This is a genomic window from Sphingomonas sp. HMP6, assembly GCF_013374095.1.
GTDB lineage: Bacteria > Pseudomonadota > Alphaproteobacteria > Sphingomonadales > Sphingomonadaceae > Sphingomonas.
In genome coordinates, this window is record NZ_AP022672.1 from 2,360,000 (window position 1) to 2,374,668 (window position 14,669).

16 protein-coding genes and 1 pseudogene are annotated in these 14,669 nt (G+C 60.6%); 9 read left to right on the forward strand and 8 right to left on the reverse strand.

What is annotated here, in order from left to right:
* Window positions 1-8 precede the first annotated feature (8 nt).
* From HMP06_RS11435 to HMP06_RS11465, 7 genes and pseudogenes are all read right to left on the reverse strand, one after another.
* Complete coding sequence (locus HMP06_RS11435; RefSeq protein ID WP_176497202.1) at window positions 9-221, reverse strand: hypothetical protein; 213 nt, start codon at window positions 219-221, stop codon at window positions 9-11.
* Window positions 218-385, reverse strand: coding sequence for a hypothetical protein (locus HMP06_RS17910; protein WP_232089617.1), 168 nt, complete (start codon window positions 383-385; stop codon window positions 218-220). Before HMP06_RS17910 ends, HMP06_RS11435 begins: the two co-directional genes overlap by 4 nt.
* 219 nt (window positions 386-604) lie before the next feature.
* Window positions 605-850, reverse strand: coding sequence for a hypothetical protein (locus tag HMP06_RS11445; RefSeq protein WP_176497203.1), 246 nt, complete (start codon window positions 848-850; stop codon window positions 605-607).
* A pseudogene (locus HMP06_RS11450) lies at window positions 847-1,536 on the reverse strand (acyl-CoA carboxylase subunit beta); the annotation flags it as partial. The pseudogene HMP06_RS11450 and the gene HMP06_RS11445, both read right to left, overlap by 4 nt.
* A 62-nt stretch (window positions 1,537-1,598) precedes the next feature.
* Window positions 1,599-2,309: an IS6 family transposase gene (locus tag HMP06_RS11455; RefSeq protein ID WP_176497170.1), complete on the reverse strand. Its 711-nt coding sequence runs from the start codon at window positions 2,307-2,309 to the stop codon at window positions 1,599-1,601.
* Window positions 2,306-2,494 carry an AbrB/MazE/SpoVT family DNA-binding domain-containing protein gene (locus HMP06_RS11460; protein ID WP_176497204.1) on the reverse strand — a complete coding sequence of 63 codons (189 nt, stop codon included), beginning with the start codon at window positions 2,492-2,494 and terminating at the stop codon, window positions 2,306-2,308. The genes HMP06_RS11455 and HMP06_RS11460 overlap by 4 nt, the downstream gene beginning before the upstream one ends.
* A 142-nt stretch (window positions 2,495-2,636) precedes the next feature.
* Entirely contained in the window at window positions 2,637-3,470 is an 834-nt protein-coding gene (locus HMP06_RS11465; protein WP_176495489.1) for an IS5 family transposase, read from the reverse strand.
* A gap of 143 nt (window positions 3,471-3,613) precedes the next feature.
* Between HMP06_RS11465 and HMP06_RS11470 the strand changes: the two genes are divergently transcribed.
* From HMP06_RS11470 to HMP06_RS11480, 3 genes are all read left to right on the forward strand, one after another.
* Window positions 3,614-6,991, forward strand: a complete 3,378-nt coding sequence (locus tag HMP06_RS11470) for a DEAD/DEAH box helicase (protein WP_176497205.1) — start codon at window positions 3,614-3,616, stop codon at window positions 6,989-6,991.
* Window positions 6,992-7,201: 210 nt separating this feature from the next.
* On the forward strand, window positions 7,202-8,011 hold the full coding sequence (locus HMP06_RS11475) for a DNA topoisomerase (RefSeq protein ID WP_176497206.1): 810 nt from the start codon (window positions 7,202-7,204) through the stop codon (window positions 8,009-8,011).
* Window positions 8,008-8,718 (forward strand): IS6 family transposase, encoded by a 711-nt coding sequence (locus HMP06_RS11480; RefSeq protein WP_176497170.1) that lies wholly within the window; start codon window positions 8,008-8,010, stop codon window positions 8,716-8,718. Before HMP06_RS11475 ends, HMP06_RS11480 begins: the two co-directional genes overlap by 4 nt.
* Here HMP06_RS11480 and HMP06_RS11485 read toward each other — a convergent pair.
* Window positions 8,601-10,142, reverse strand: coding sequence for a type IIL restriction-modification enzyme MmeI (locus HMP06_RS11485; protein ID WP_197940683.1), 1,542 nt, complete (start codon window positions 10,140-10,142; stop codon window positions 8,601-8,603). The two genes, HMP06_RS11480 and HMP06_RS11485, sit on opposite strands and share 118 nt — an antisense overlap.
* Before the next feature lie 130 nt (window positions 10,143-10,272).
* Between HMP06_RS11485 and HMP06_RS11490 the strand changes: the two genes are divergently transcribed.
* The 6 genes from HMP06_RS11490 (at window position 10,273) to HMP06_RS11515 (ending at window position 14,525) form a co-directional block, all read left to right on the forward strand.
* Window positions 10,273-10,596, forward strand: coding sequence for a type II toxin-antitoxin system HigB family toxin (locus tag HMP06_RS11490; protein WP_176497207.1), 324 nt, complete (start codon window positions 10,273-10,275; stop codon window positions 10,594-10,596).
* Window positions 10,586-10,948 (forward strand): helix-turn-helix domain-containing protein, encoded by a 363-nt coding sequence (locus HMP06_RS11495; RefSeq protein ID WP_176497208.1) that lies wholly within the window; start codon window positions 10,586-10,588, stop codon window positions 10,946-10,948. Before HMP06_RS11490 ends, HMP06_RS11495 begins: the two co-directional genes overlap by 11 nt.
* Window positions 10,949-11,280: 332 nt before the next feature.
* Window positions 11,281-12,567 carry a site-specific integrase gene (locus tag HMP06_RS11500; RefSeq protein WP_232089618.1) on the forward strand — a complete coding sequence of 429 codons (1,287 nt, stop codon included), beginning with the start codon at window positions 11,281-11,283 and terminating at the stop codon, window positions 12,565-12,567.
* Window positions 12,564-13,832 carry a tyrosine-type recombinase/integrase gene (locus tag HMP06_RS11505; protein WP_176497209.1) on the forward strand — a complete coding sequence of 423 codons (1,269 nt, stop codon included), beginning with the start codon at window positions 12,564-12,566 and terminating at the stop codon, window positions 13,830-13,832. The genes HMP06_RS11500 and HMP06_RS11505 overlap by 4 nt, the downstream gene beginning before the upstream one ends.
* Window positions 13,829-14,209 carry a type II toxin-antitoxin system RelE/ParE family toxin gene (locus HMP06_RS11510; RefSeq protein ID WP_176497210.1) on the forward strand — a complete coding sequence of 127 codons (381 nt, stop codon included), beginning with the start codon at window positions 13,829-13,831 and terminating at the stop codon, window positions 14,207-14,209. Before HMP06_RS11505 ends, HMP06_RS11510 begins: the two co-directional genes overlap by 4 nt.
* A complete protein-coding gene (locus HMP06_RS11515; RefSeq protein ID WP_176497211.1) occupies window positions 14,199-14,525 on the forward strand; it encodes a helix-turn-helix domain-containing protein in 327 nt (108 codons plus the stop codon). The genes HMP06_RS11510 and HMP06_RS11515 overlap by 11 nt, the downstream gene beginning before the upstream one ends.
* Window positions 14,526-14,669: the final 144 nt, after the last annotated feature.

Sequence of the window (14,669 nt, forward strand, 5' to 3'; positions counted from 1 at the left end):
ACGGGGCGTCAGCCTTCGATGCGGGGCTGTCCTGCATTGCGCGCGGACATTTCGATCATCGTCTCGATGCGAACCAGACGCTTGTCGATATCGATCACATTGCCCGAAAGCGCCTTTATATCCCCACGCAATTCCGCCATTTCCTTGTTGATCCGTTCAAGCGTCTCGCGGAAAATCAAGACGTTCTTGACAACGCCCATCGCCTTTTCAGCGGCGGTCATTGCGGCTTGTTCGCGAGATAATCGCGCACTTCAGCCAGCGCAGCCCGCGACTCGGCGATCGACTGTTCGATCGATTCGAAAGATGCTTGCATTTGCGGAAGCGATGCCTCCAGTTCCTGGATCATCGCGGCCAATTCGGCATCCTCTGTCTGATTCTCAACCATATAGCGCACCGATGCCTCGCGCAGGACATGCCCGACCGAATGCCCGTGGAGGGCGGCATAGGCGTCCAGCTTCGCCTTCTAATCGGGGCTGGTGAGGAAGGTCACACGTTCGGTCTGCATCGGAGGCGCTCCTTATCATGTGATTATAAGGTCTGGCACGCTCGGCAGCAAGCGTGACCCTCCGCCTTTACGATAAGAGCCTCGGGCGAGATTGCACCGTCACCCGACGCCTACGAAACTCAGCCCAAACCACAACATGAACATCCCGATTGGCAGAGCGGCCAATTTTCCGACGATCGCCAGCCAGAACTCAAACGGCTCCTCCTCCCGTGAGGCGCGCGAGCCATACCAGCTTAATCGGGCGGAACCCTTCTTCAAATCCTTGATTGCCCAGGCAACATTGACGATGACCATAATGGCAACGCCAGCGAGCCAGATATAGGGGAAGGCGTCAAATGCCGTCATAGCGGAATATTATCGTGCTTCTTCCACGGATTCTCCAACTGCTTGCCCCGCAACTTCCGTAACCCCAAAGCAATCCGCCGCCGCGTCGAGTGCGGTTGGATCACTTCGTCGATAAAGCCCTTGCTCGCCGCGACGAACGGGTTGGCGAAGCGCGCTTCATATTGCGCGGTTTGTTCGGCGATTTCCTCCGGCGACCGACCCCGGAAGATGATCTCGACCGCGCCCTTCGCGCCCATCACCGCGATTTCGGCGGTCGGCCAGGCATAGTTCAAATCGCCGCGCAGATGCTTGGACGCCATCACGTCATAAGCGCCGCCGTAAGCCTTGCGCGTGATGACGGTGATCTTGGGCACGGTCGCCTCGGCATAAGCGAACAGCAGCTTCGCGCCATGCTTGATGATGCCGTTCAATTCCTGCGCGGTGCCCGGCAGGAACCCCGGCACATCGACGAAGGTGACGATCGGAATGTCGAACGCGTCGCAGAAACGGACGAAGCGCGCGGCTTTCTTGGATGAATTGATGTCGAGGCACCCGGCCAGCACCGTCGGCTGGTTCGCGACGAAGCCGACGGTGCGCCCCTCGATCCGCCCGAAACCGATGATGATGTTGCCGGCGTGCGTTGGCTGCACCTCGAAGAAGTCGCCTTCATCGACCGTCTTCCGGATCAGCTCGTGCATGTCATACGGCGGCACCGTCAACTTGCTGCGGTCGGGCGCGAGGAAAGACGCGATGCTGGAATTGGGCGCAATCATGCGGCCATTGCGACGCCGGTCACCTCAGCCCAGTGCGTGAACGCCTGGGTGCGGGCAGAACGGACGGTGGCGGCGCTGGCAAGAGGCGGGCGGGAAAAGACGTGGGCAATTTGATCGTGGGTGGACAGGAAGCGCTGGACGTGGCGCGGCGACTTGAAGCCCTTCATGATGCGCTCTCGTCGCCTTGTTGGCTGGTGGGAATTCTCGGCCCGGTTGTTGAGGCCCTTGTGCTGGCGGTGCTCGACGCCGGGCATGATGGTTCGTTTGGCGGCGCCGTAGCTTCTGAGCTTGTCGGTGATCATCACCCGGGGAGCCCGACCCTGTTTCTTCAGCAGTTTGCGTAGCAGACGGCGGGCAGCCTTGGTGTTGCGCCGGCTCTGGACAAGGACGTCCAGAACAAAGCCCTGCTGGTCAACCGCGCGCCACAGCCAGTGTTTGTGCCCGGCGATGGTGATCACGACTTCGTCGAGATGCCATTTGTCGCCGCGTTGCGGCGCTCGCTGCCGGATGCGGCGGGCAAAGACCTCACCGAACTTCAGCCCCCATTGCCGAACCGTCTCATAGCTGACCTCGATACCGCGCGCAGCCAACAGTTCCTCGACCATCCGCAGGCTCAGTGGGTACCGGAAATACAGCCAGACCGCGTAGCAGATGATCTCGGGAGGATAGCGGTAACCCGCGTAAATCGGGTCTCGTGATGTGGTCATACATCCGCAATAGCCCTCCGATCCGGCACCGCAAAGCCACAGGGCTTAACTTGACGGTGCCTGTCGCCGCCTTCGGTTGCGACCTCGACATGCTCGCCATCCTTGAGCCCAGCGGCACGGGCGACATCGAGCGGCACCCGGACTGCCAGGCTGCTACCCCACTTGCCAACGATCACTTCAGTCATCGGATCATTCCCTTTCGGCATATCTTGGCATATCCCCAGTTGGATTGCCACCGGGACACGCTTGCGCGAATGGGACTGAAACTTGCATCGATAATTTACATCGAAAATTCATGTGGGGCTCAGTGCCTGATTCAGAACTTTCTCAAGCGTAGCAGTATTTTGCGGTCCTTCGGGTGAGCATTCGGATGGATGCCAGCAGCGCCCATGCGGTTGACGATGCGATGGAGGTCTCCCAGTCTTTGGCGAGGCGGCGACATCGACCGAGCCATGCAAAAGTGCGCTCGACGACCCAGCGCCGGGGAAGGATTTCGAAGCCTTTGGCGGTATCGGAGCGCTTGATGATCTCGATGGTCCAGTTGCCATGGCGAGCCATGGCGTCGCGCAGCTTCGGCCCGGCATAGCCGCCATCGGCAAAGACATGGCGCAGCCATGGGAAGCGCTGGCGGATCGCTTTGAGCACATCGACAGCGCCGTCCCGGTCCTGAATGTCAGCCCCGTGGACAAGGATGAAGACCAGAAAACCGCATGTGTCGGTCAGGATATGGCGCTTGCGACCCTTGATCTTCTTGCCTGCATCATAGCCGCAAATTCCCCCGCTTTCCGTTGTTTTGACCGACTGGCTATCGATCACACCGGCGCTGGGCGAGGCCTCGCGTCCTTCGATTTCGCGCAGGTTCATGACCAACGCCATGTTCATCGCATCGAACAGACCGCAATCGCGCCAGGCGTAGAAATAGCGCCGCACGGTCGAAACCGGCGGAAAGCATTTCGGCAACAGCCGCCATGCACAACCACTCGCGGCAATGTAGAGCATGGCGTTCACTGCTTCTCGCATATCCGTCGTGCGACGCCGCCCACCCCGCTTCGCGGGCGGGATAAACGGTGCCGTCAGCATCCATTCCCGATCCGTCATATCGCTTGGATAGCGCAACCCTTCCCGGCTATGCTCATGCCGGGCAATACCAGTCCATGCCATCGTTCACTCCATCTCTTTGCAAAGACGGCTTGAATCACAACATGCTGGTATTGCTCAACAACTTTCGGATCGGGCTCTCAGGGCCTGAATATAGGCCAAGCGGCCGCTTGATCACAACGCCTGTCATCGGGCATTGAAAAGCGATGATACCCTCGATCACGAACGCGCTGATAGCGGATGCCATTCAAACCACAAACATGGTCACTGCCGGACACGCCTACTGGTTGCAAGACCGGGTCAGCGCGTTGGAAATCGACGCTGACATGGCATTGATATCCGCCGAAGTCAGAGGCGGCGCGGCCAGACCGTATGAAGTGACCATTTTATTCCCTGACTATGAAGGGGCCGCTGTCGATGCCCATATCGACTGCAGCTGCCCGGTCGGGTTCGACTGCAAGCATGCAGCTGCTGTGTTGTTTGCGGCGCAAGCCCTACAGTCCTCGGCATTGGGGACGTCAGCACATCTTGCTCGCATCGCGCCGCAAGTATCTGCTCGCCCGGTGCCGCTTTCACAGCCCCTGCTGCAATGGCTCGCTGAGGCGCAAGATGAAATCCAGGCTGCAAAGCGTAGTGTTTTCGATCTGGTCTATGTTTTTGTGCCGCGAGCGCTGCATGACGGCAAGGCCCGCAAGGGCAAGTCACTCCCGATAGCTGGCGAGCCATTGCCGCAGCGCCTGGCTGTGAGTGTCTGGATATGGGGTCAGGACGGCAGCGGCCAGTTTGGGCGCGGCCAGCCAAAATGGCTCCAGCCCAGCGCTTATGCGCTGCGCGACGGAGCGCTTGCGCTGGGGCCGGTGGACCAATGGCTGGTCCGCCGCATGAGCAACTATGGCGGCGATCTCGACAACAACGGCACGCCAAAGGGCGCGGCGGGCGGCGACTGGATCGAAAAGGTCATTGCCACTGGCCAGGCGCGTTGGCGCAAGGCCGATGGGCCAGCGCTGCGCTGGGGCGACGATCAAGCAGCACAATGGCGCTGGGTGACGCTCGCGGGCGGAGAGCAGCGGCTTGCCCTGGATGGCGTCACACACGGGCAGATCCTGCTTGCCACAGCGCCGCCGATCATCCTCGATGAAGCCACCGGCCTGATGCACCGGGTGCAATGCGATGCCGATGCCATTCTTGCCCAGCGTCTGTTGCTGATGCCGCCGGTCCCGCCCGAGGCAGTTGCACAGTTGGCAGAGCATTGGCCCGGGATCGTTGGCGGTGCGGTGCCGGCGCCCGGATTGGCGAACTTGAACGACCTCGGCCTCATGGCGCCGGTGCCGGTGCTGACATTCGTCCAGGACAAGGTCGATGCTATCCTGCCCCACCGCCGGGGCTATTATTCATCGTCCACCTATAAACGCGACATGGCAGTCACGCGGCTAAGCTTTGGTTATTCCGGTACCATCGTAACGCCATCCACGGATGCCGCCCAGATCATCAGCAACAGCGTAAACGGTTTTGTCCGCTTTACCCGCGATCTGGCAGCAGAAGCGCAGGCGCTCGACCAGATGTTTGCGCATGGGCTCATGCCGCTGGAAGCGTTCGACGAAATCAAGACCAAGCCAGCCCAGCGCTGGGATTTTGCGCCGCACCCGCTTGCCCAGTCGACGGATTTTGCGGTGTTCATGCAGACCGCTCTTGCACCGCTGCGAGCGCAGGGTTGGCGGATCGAGTACGGCCCAAAATGGCAACTGACCCTTGCCGAGGTAAGCGGCGAAGACATCCAGTTCGATGTCACGCCTTCGGGCACCGACTGGTTCGACATCAGCCTTGGCGCTCGCATCGACGGAAAGGTCTTCGATATCCTCCCCATGCTGCGCCAATTGCTGGCAATCGGCGGGCCAGCGTTGCTTGAGCAGGCAGGCGAAAGCATCACCGTCGCAATTGGCCCCGGCAAGCTCGCGCAACTGCCGACCCAGCAGATCAGGCCGGTGCTGGCGATGCTCCTCGAAATGGCGCTTCACGAGCGCGAAGCAACAGGCCGGCTACGTCTTCCAGGCAGCGACATCGCGGTGCTGGCCGACCTCGAGAAGGCGAGCGCCGGCCATATTGTTTGGCGCGGCGGTGATGCGCTGCGGCTGCTTGCCCGCGCACTCACCCGGATCGAGCTGGAAACGACGGTCACGCCGGCCAGCTTCAAGGCTACACTGCGGCCTTATCAGCAGCAAGGGCTGGACTGGCTGCAAGCGCTTCACAGCGCCGGATTCGGCGGTGTCCTTGCCGATGACATGGGGCTGGGCAAAACCGTGCAGGCACTCGCCCATATCGCCACGCTCAAGGCTGCGGGCAATCTCGGCGCACCTGTGCTGATAATCTGTCCGACCTCGGTGCTGCCCAACTGGCAAGCCGAGATCGCCCAATTTACGCCCGAACTTGGCGTTGTGCTTTGGCATGGCAATGATCGGCAAAGCCGGAACGAGGCACTCGGGAAGGCCGATATCATCCTTTCGAGCTATCCCTTGCTGCTGCGCGACCACAAGCTGTTCGCAGCGCAAAACCCCGGCTTGATCCTGTTCGACGAAGCCCAGGTGCTGAAAAACCCCAAGACCGCAGGCTTCAGGGCTGCGAAGACCCTCAAAGCCCCACAGATCATTGCGCTATCAGGAACGCCGGTTGAAAATCAACTGACCGACATCTGGAGCCTGATGGACCTCGTGACACCCAATCTGCTGGGGCCGCTCGACCAGTTCAAGCGCACGATCGACAAACCGATCGCACGCGACAACGACGATCAGGCAAAGGCGCTCCTGCGCCGGCGCCTCAAGCCTTTCATGCTCCGCCGCACCAAGGATGAGGTGGCCCGTGATCTGCCAGCAAAGACCGAAATCCCGGAATGGATCGATCTCGAGAAAAACCAGCTGGCCAGTTACGAGAGCCTGCGGCTGCTGATGCAGAAGCGCGTCCGCGACGAGATTGCTCGCGTCGGCCTCCTGCGATCGCAAATCGTCTTTCTCGATGCGTTGCTCAAGCTCCGGCAGTTGTGCTGCGACCCACGATTGGTGCCACAGTTGAGCGGCAAAGGCGCTGGCTCGGCAAAACTCGCCCGGCTTTTGGAGATGCTGCCCGAACTTTTGCGCGAGGGTCGCCGCATTCTCCTGTTCAGCCAGTTCACCTCGATGCTCGACCTGATCAAACCCGAACTGGATGCCTTGCAGATTGCGCATGTTGAAATTCGCGGGAGCACTCAGGACCGCGAAACCCCTGTCCGGCGATTCCAGGCCGGCGAGGTGCCCCTGATCCTTGTCAGCCTCAAGGCGGGGGGCACTGGCCTTAACCTGACTGCGGCCGATACCGTGATCCTTTACGATCCTTGGTGGAACCCGGCGGTCGAGGCGCAAGCAATCGACCGCGCTCATCGCATCGGCCAGTCCAAGCCGGTCTTTGTTCACCGTCTCATCGCCCGTGACACGATCGAAGAGAAGATCCTTGGCCTTCAGGACAAAAAGCGCGCATTGGCCGCGATGCTCTGGGAAGGCGACGACGCCACACCCGCCAAGATTACCGAGGCGGATGTAGCCTTTCTGCTCGGGTGAAGTGGCTTCAGGCATCCGATTATACCACATGATCTTAAGCCGTTCGGGCTTAAAGCGAAAGTGTTTTCCAAAACACCCGGTCATCTCCAGGCGGTTATTGGTCGGAACATCTGCGTTGAGAAGCGGCTTGCAGCGGCCTTATGTTCGCCTTATGTTCGCCTTATGTTCTAAATCGTTGGAGGTAAAAAGTTTCTTAAATCAGGGCTTATAATGGCCGATCAGATCGTCATCACCGAGAAAACCAGCCAGGCGAAAGACGTGCGCGCGGCGATCGGTTCGCGCTATGGCGAAGTGTTCCCCGCCGAGGGGCATTTGTTTGATCTGGAGGAACCTGAGGATGCGGTTCCCGAATGGAAGCGCTGGTCACCGATGTTGCTGCGTCCCGAAGGGCTTTACGCCACCCGGCCGGCAAATGGCGGCAACAAGGCCGCAAAGCTGAAAGCTATACGCGAGGCGCTGCGCGACGCCAGGCGGGTCTGGCTTGCCACCGATTGCGACCGCGAGGGACAACTCATCGGGCAGGAAATCCTCGAACACTATAATTACCGCGGCGAGGTGATGCGGGTGCTGTTCACAGCGCAGGATCCGCAGACCATCCGCGACTCGTTCAACCGCGCCAAACCCAATTCAGAATACGCCCGGGTTTACGCTGCTGCAGTGGCTCGCCGCCAGGCCGACCAGATCTACAACCTGTCGCTGACCCGGACCGCGACGGTGATCTTGGGCAAAGGCACCAGGGGCGTCATCGGGGTTGGCCGTGTGAAAACACCGGCGCTTGCCATTGTGTGCAAACGCGAACTGGAAATCCGCGACTTCGTTGCCGTGACCTATTTCGAAATGGTCGCCACCGCCAAGGTCGCAGGCGGTCAGTTCAGAATGCGCCATGCACCGCCGGAACGGATTCTCAAACGCGAGAATGCCGAGATCGTCGTCAGGGCCGCACAGAACTTTGAAGGGCACCGTCAAGTTAAGCCCTGTGGCTTTGCGGTGCCGGATCGGAGGGCTATTGCGGATGTATGACCACATCACGAGACCCGATTTACGCGGGTTACCGCTATCCTCCCGAGATCATCTGCTACGCGGTCTGGCTGTATTTCCGGTACCCGCTGAGCCTGCGGATGGTCGAGGAACTGTTGGCTGCGCGCGGTATCGAGGTCAGCTATGAGACGGTTCGGCAATGGGGGCTGAAGTTCGGTGAGGTCTTTGCCCGCCGCATCCGGCAGCGAGCGCCGCAACGCGGCGACAAATGGCATCTCGACGAAGTCGTGATCACCATCGCCGGGCACAAACACTGGCTGTGGCGCGCGGTTGACCAGCAGGGCTTTGTTCTGGACGTCCTTGTCCAGAGCCGGCGCAACACCAAGGCTGCCCGCCGTCTGCTACGCAAACTGCTGAAGAAACAGGGTCGGGCTCCCCGGGTGATGATCACCGACAAGCTCAGAAGCTACGGCGCCGCCAAACGAACCATCATGCCCGGCGTCGAGCACCGCCAGCACAAGGGCCTCAACAACCGGGCCGAGAATTCCCACCAGCCAACAAGGCGACGAGAGCGCATCATGAAGGGCTTCAAGTCGCCGCGCCACGTCCAGCGCTTCCTGTCCACCCACGATCAAATTGCCCACGTCTTTTCCCGCCCGCCTCTTGCCAGCGCCGCCACCGTCCGTTCTGCCCGCACCCAGGCGTTCACGCACTGGGCTGAGGTGACCGGCGTCGCAATGGCCGCATGATTGCGCCCAATTCCGGCATCGCGTCTTTCCTCGCGCCCGACCGCAGCAAGTTGACGGTGCCCGGTCAGCAGCTCGATGACTTCGCCTTCCAGCTCCTTCATCCGCGCCATGGCAACATAGAGGAAATTCCCGGTGCCGCACGCCGGATCGAGCACCTTCGTGCCAGCCAGTTGCGCGTGGAACGCCTCAACGGTTTTGCGGGCTTCTTCAGTCTTATCGGCTTCCAGCAACTGCGTTGCGGCCCCTCGCACCCCCGCCCAATCGGCGCGTAGCGGCTCGATCACCGTCGGCATGACCAACCGCTCAACATAGGCGCGCGGTGTGTAATGCGCCCCCAGCTTGGCGCGCTCTTTAGTATCAAGCGCGCGTTCTAGCAGCGTGCCGAAAATCGCCGGTTCAACCTGCGTCCAGTCCGCTTTCGCCGCCTCAATCAGGACATCGAGTTCATCCGCCTGAAGCGGAAAGGCGCTGCGATCCTTGAACAAATAGCCGTTGAAGCGCCGCAGCGTCGCGCCGAGCGCCGGAGCAAAACCGCCGCCGTCCATAGCCTCCCACAGCGCCGACAACTGGTGGTGCAGCGTTTCCGGCGCCGGCAGAGTGCGGACCAACAATTCCGAAAAGCTGCCACCCGGAATCAGCCGCGTATCTTCGGCGAACATGGTGAACAGCAGCCGCATGAGGAAGGCAGAAACCTGTTCGGCACCATGCCCTCTTCCTTCCAACCGCCGCGCCAGTTTTGCGAGAAGATCGGCGATTTCGCGCGTTGCCTTTGCAGCGATGGCGGCGGGGTCGAGCGACTTCGGGTTGGTCCAGATTGCCGCCAGTCGTTCGCGCACGTCCGGCTCACGCAGATCATCCAGCATAATGCGAAACGAGGCCCGGTCAGGGAACTGCGCATAGGCTTTCCCGGTGCCGGTGAAGTCGGCATAGACCTCGATGCAATAGCCGATATCGGCAACCAGCAAGAACGGCGGCCAGCCATGATCGAAGGGCAGCGCCTTGGCATAGCGTTCGGCCTGGCCCTTGGCCTGCACCGTGGCCTTGGCCCAGCCGGGCGTGCCGCGCCGGGCCGTGCCGCGCTTCATCCTCGCGGCGGCGGTTTGGCCAAAGAAATCGATGTCGCTTACACCGCCATCGGCCGCAGCCTTATCGGCCTCCGAGCCCTGTTTGGCTTCGAGGATGAAGCTGCCTTTGCGATAGGCATCGATGCGCCCGAAGCTGGTCGTTCCGTCGCCATTGTCCTGGAAGACGCGCCGCTCAAAAACATAATCATTGAAGGCATCATCAGTTCGGCTGCCGTGCGGCGCCGGCACGCCGATCAGCGCGCAACGGCCACTGATGAAGCTCTGTGTATTGGCGAGTTCTGACCCGCCAGTCTCGCGCCAATGCGCGATGAAATCCTCGACTGAATTCGTCCCAACCATGAAAGAAGGTTTAGCGAGCCCGGGTGCAAATGCCTATCGCCAAAGGCAGCCCAATTAATGGAGCACCCTCCAGCGGATATCGCCGACGGAACTCGTTTGCGCCCATTATGGGCACATGCTATCTAAACGCATGCGAATCATAGCGCGGCGCACGTTGCGCGAATTCATAGCGGAGCGTGCGGGGCACAAGGACCAGCCAGCGCTGAAGGCCTCACTGGATGCTTGGTTCGCCGAAGTGAGCCGGGCGACTTGGGCCAGCACAGTCGATGTGAAGCGGTTGTATGCCACTGCAAGCGTCGTAAGTGCCGACCGGATCGTGTTCAACATCAAGGGCAATGATTATCGCCTAGTTGTTGCGGTGGATTTCGAAAAGGCCATCGTCTGGATCAAGTGGATTGGCACCCACAAAGCCTATGACCGAATTGACGTGAAGGAGGTTGAACATGGTGACTGACGTGCGGCCAATTCGCAATGAGGACGACTATGAAATCGCGCTTGCCGATGTCGCAACGCTGTGGGGCGCCGCTAGCGGCACACCCGAGGGCGACCGGCTTGATGTGCTGGCAACGCTGATCGATGTTTACGAAGCAAAGGCCCATGCGATGGACCCGCCAGACCCTGTCGAAGCGATCAAATTTCGCATGGAGCAGCAAGGCATGACCCGCAAGGACCTGGAGGATATTATCGGCACGCGCACCCGCATTGCCGAGGTGCTCAATCGCAAGCGCAGCCTGTCGATTGGTATGATCCGTCGCCTGCATGACCGGCTTGGCATTTCCGCCGAGGTCTTGATCCGGCCATCGTAACACGAGGCGGCTTGACGCCTCTGACAGGGGTCAGCCGCAACATCCGCTGCCTCCTCAAGTCCGCGCGCCAAGACACAGGTGGTCGTCTCAATGGTCGTCAAACCGTAAGTGCAACCTGTGTGCTTCCTTTTTCAGAGAAGAAGGGGAAAATGGAGTTCAAGGTCGGCTTCAGCCCCGGCCCAATGTAACGGTGCGCTTCGCGCTACCCTCTTGAAAGAAGTCACCAATTCGGGCAAGTAACCCGAGGCAAACAAGCGCTGGAAACCGACCAATTCCCGGTCACACACCATGCACTTATAAGTGCAGAGAGGCTAGAAAATGGAGTAAATACAATGACCGATTCGCAGAAACGAGCTGGTAATTTGCCCGCTGCTGGTGGCCATCTGATACCCGTATCTAGTTCTACTATAACGGACTTTCCCGGCAAAACGCTAAAAGATAAGGGCGTCCTGTTACCCAAGCGTCGGAAGCGGGCGCCAAAGGCCATGATCAATGGCCATCTTGCCCGGCGAAACCCCACGCCGGGAACCGTCGATCATGTGGTGTGGGACACCGTCCTCGCAGGCTTCGGGCTTCAGGTCCGAGCTTCAGGCAACAACAGCTGGATCGTGCAGTATCGCCAGCGCGGGAAGCTCAAAAAGGTCACGCTGGGCCGCTGCGTTGATATCGACGCCAGCGACGCTCGCACCAAAGCGCGGACGATGCTCGCAGCCGCCGCGCTCGACGGGTTGCCCAAGCGGGTCAAGGCAAAGCCCGTCCCGCTGTTCAAGGACTATGCCGACGAATTTTACGCGAACTGCTTCGAGCAGTGGAAGCCGGCGACACAGCGATCAAACCGCGGCGCCATCGAGCGCCAGATCATTCCCAACTTTGGTGACATTCCCGTCAACGAAATCCGCAAGGTCGATATCATCCGCTGGCGCGACAGCCTGTCAGCGAAACAGGGCGTGTTCAACCGCTGCATCCCGGTTTTGTCGGGGATGCTGCAATATGCGGCGAGGCTGGGCTACTGCCGGGTCGGTTCGAACGTTTCCAGAGGCACGCCGCGTTACAAGCGCGAGCTTATCGAGCGCTATCTGACGCCGATGGAATATAGGCGCGTTGCCGCCGCGCTGACGGCAGCCGAGGAAGCCAACCCGATCGAGGTGGCGATCCTACGCTTGCTGGTCTTCACCGGTGCGCGCTTGTCCGAAATCACTGAACTGAAGTGGAGCGAGGTGCAACCGCCCCGGCTCCAGCTTTGGGACAGCAAGAGCAACGCGAAATACATCTATCTCAACCGGCAGGCCGAGGCGCTGCTGGCTTCCGTCACACGCACGCGTGAAAGTGATTTGGTCTTTCCCAATCGCAGTGGCAGCGCGGGTGTTAATCCGTCTGCCATTTGGAACAAGGTCAGGCGAAAAGCCCTTGTCCCCGATGTGAGGCTGCATGATCTGCGGCACAGTTATGCGTCTGCCGGGATCATGGACGCGGTACCGCTGGCGACGATTGGCAAGCTGTTCGGCCACGCTTTGCACGAAACAACCGCCCGCTACGCCCATGTCGCCGACGGCGCTGTGTGCGATGCCGCCCAACGCGTGTCGGGATCAATCGCCGGTCATCTGGGGCTCGGCCGGTGAACGCGCTCTCCCTCAAAGCAGTCGTCGCTGGCGCGCTTGCCGATGTCGGCGTCGACGAAACGACCTTCCCGCCAACGCGGGGACGGCCGCGCGACACTGTCTGGTTCACGATGGAATCGGGCTTTGGCTTGCGCCGCTATGCCTCTGGCCGGAACGTCTACATCGTCCAGTCGCGCATGAATGGCAGGGTGCGAACGGTCACCATTGGTCCCGCGAGTGTGCTCACCCAGGCGATGGCGGCGAGCGTAGCAAAGCGCGTCATCGCCCATGCGCTGGTGGGCAACGACCCGGCCGAGGACCGGAAACGCATCCGCAACGCGCCGGCCTTCGATGACTTCGTCAAGGAGTATTGGGAGAAGTGCGAGTCATCCTGGAAACCGTCGACACGGCGATCATGGGGCCACTACCGCCGTATGTTGATCGATGGCGCGTTCCCCGACCGCTATATCGACGACATCATGCCGGGGGACATTGCGCGCTGGTTTGCGCGCGCGACAGACAGCTCCGGTCCTGGCGGCGCCAACGCGTGCGTCGATATTTTGCGCACCATGTTCAATAAAGCCGAGCAATGGGGCTATCGCATCGAAAATACCAACCCCTGCACTGGCCAGCGCAAGAATCGCGCTCGCAGGTTCGAGCGTTATCTGACGCCGGAGCAAATGGCCGACGTCGGCAAGGTCCTCATCGCCGACCGCGACGGTGCCGACCGTTTGAAAAGCAGCTGCGCCACCGCCATGTTGCTGTTGCTGCTTACCGGTTGCCGCCACAGCGAGATACTCAACCTTAAATGGCCCGATATCAACGGCCAGCGAATCCGGCTGAGCGACGCCAAGAAGGGTCGCCGCACCGTCTGGCTTGGCAGTGAGGCACGCGCCATGATCGATGCGATACCGCGCCATAACAAGATCGACTGCCTTTTCTGGAACTACAGCTACCGCAGGCAGATCAAATGTGTTGGTAGCTATTGGAAGACGGTGCAGGCGCGTGTTGGCCTTTCAGGCTTGCGTGTCCATGACACGCGCCACACCTTTGCCAGCCACGCCGTCCAGCGCGCCGAGACGATCCCGATGGTTGGCCGGCTTCTCGGTCACGCCAAGATATCGTCGACGTTGCGTTATGCCCATCTCGACGACGCCCACGCGCTTGCCGCGTCGCAGCAGATCGCTGACGCCATCGAGAAGATGATGGACTCGGGAGAAGCGCCCGATTACCCTACCGCTAAGTATGATGCTTTGGACTGGAGTCACGGGCAGCCTGCGGAATGACGCGTATCCTTATGAACCGCTGGTTCCAGCGGTTTGCCGCCAAGGAGCGTATCAGCACTGCGGCGCTAATCGAGGCGATCGAGCGGGCCGACCGTGGTTTGATCGATGCCGACCTTGGCGGCGGTGTCATCAAGCAACGGGTGGCGCGACCGGGACAGGGACGGTCCGGCGGATACCGGACTCTGATCCTGTTCCGGGTCGGCCGTCGCGCGGTGTTTGCGTTCGGGTTCGCGAAAAGCGACCAGGCGAACATCGCGCCGGCCGATCTGGCGCTGCTAAAGGACACCGCCAGCATGACGCTGGCGCTGACCGAGGATGACATTGCCCGGCTTGTTGCAACGGGCCAACTGATCGAGGTGTTGAGCAATGACGATTGAAAAGCCAGCATACCGAAGCGAGATCGCTGGCGCCGTCCATGAAATGGTCGCCGGGTTCGCCAGCGTAGGCGTGGTGTCGAAGACGACGCTGCGCCACTTCGACGAGGCTTGCCTGATCCAGGCCGACCCACTGGCGCCAGAGGAAATCCGCGCGCTGCGCGAGCGCGAGGCGGTGTCGCAGCCGGTGTTTGCGGCTTACCTCAATGTGTCACGAAATTTGGTGTCGGATTGGGAGCGCGGCAAGAAGCGGCCGGGCGGACCGGCACTCCGACTGCTGTCGATTGTGCAACGTAGTGGGCTAGCGGCGATCGCTTAAATTTCGGTTCTGCGCCTTCGTTTGATCCGTTCGCGACACACGGAGCCGCATTTACTATGGCAGCATTGCCTTACGGCAGACCGGGCGTCGGGCTAAGCCAGTTCTGTGCTGACAACGTCGCCGCCATGTATGGGTTCAAAATCT

Coding starts and splice junctions, on each gene's coding strand:
- HMP06_RS11435 (WP_176497202.1), bottom strand. CDS start 221: ATGACCGCCGCTGAAAAGGCGATGGGCGTTGTCAAGAACGTCTTGATT.
- HMP06_RS17910 (WP_232089617.1), bottom strand. CDS start 385: ATGGTTGAGAATCAGACAGAGGATGCCGAATTGGCCGCGATGATCCAG.
- HMP06_RS11445 (WP_176497203.1), bottom strand. CDS start 850: ATGACGGCATTTGACGCCTTCCCCTATATCTGGCTCGCTGGCGTTGCC.
- HMP06_RS11455 (WP_176497170.1), bottom strand. CDS start 2,309: ATGACCACATCACGAGACCCGATTTACGCGGGTTACCGCTATCCTCCC.
- HMP06_RS11460 (WP_176497204.1), bottom strand. CDS start 2,494: ATGACTGAAGTGATCGTTGGCAAGTGGGGTAGCAGCCTGGCAGTCCGG.
- HMP06_RS11465 (WP_176495489.1), bottom strand. CDS start 3,470: ATGGCATGGACTGGTATTGCCCGGCATGAGCATAGCCGGGAAGGGTTG.
- HMP06_RS11470 (WP_176497205.1), top strand. CDS start 3,614: ATGATACCCTCGATCACGAACGCGCTGATAGCGGATGCCATTCAAACC.
- HMP06_RS11475 (WP_176497206.1), top strand. CDS start 7,202: ATGGCCGATCAGATCGTCATCACCGAGAAAACCAGCCAGGCGAAAGAC.
- HMP06_RS11480 (WP_176497170.1), top strand. CDS start 8,008: ATGACCACATCACGAGACCCGATTTACGCGGGTTACCGCTATCCTCCC.
- HMP06_RS11485 (WP_197940683.1), bottom strand. CDS start 10,142: ATGGTTGGGACGAATTCAGTCGAGGATTTCATCGCGCATTGGCGCGAG.
- HMP06_RS11490 (WP_176497207.1), top strand. CDS start 10,273: ATGCGAATCATAGCGCGGCGCACGTTGCGCGAATTCATAGCGGAGCGT.
- HMP06_RS11495 (WP_176497208.1), top strand. CDS start 10,586: ATGGTGACTGACGTGCGGCCAATTCGCAATGAGGACGACTATGAAATC.
- HMP06_RS11500 (WP_232089618.1), top strand. CDS start 11,281: ATGACCGATTCGCAGAAACGAGCTGGTAATTTGCCCGCTGCTGGTGGC.
- HMP06_RS11510 (WP_176497210.1), top strand. CDS start 13,829: ATGACGCGTATCCTTATGAACCGCTGGTTCCAGCGGTTTGCCGCCAAG.
- HMP06_RS11515 (WP_176497211.1), top strand. CDS start 14,199: ATGACGATTGAAAAGCCAGCATACCGAAGCGAGATCGCTGGCGCCGTC.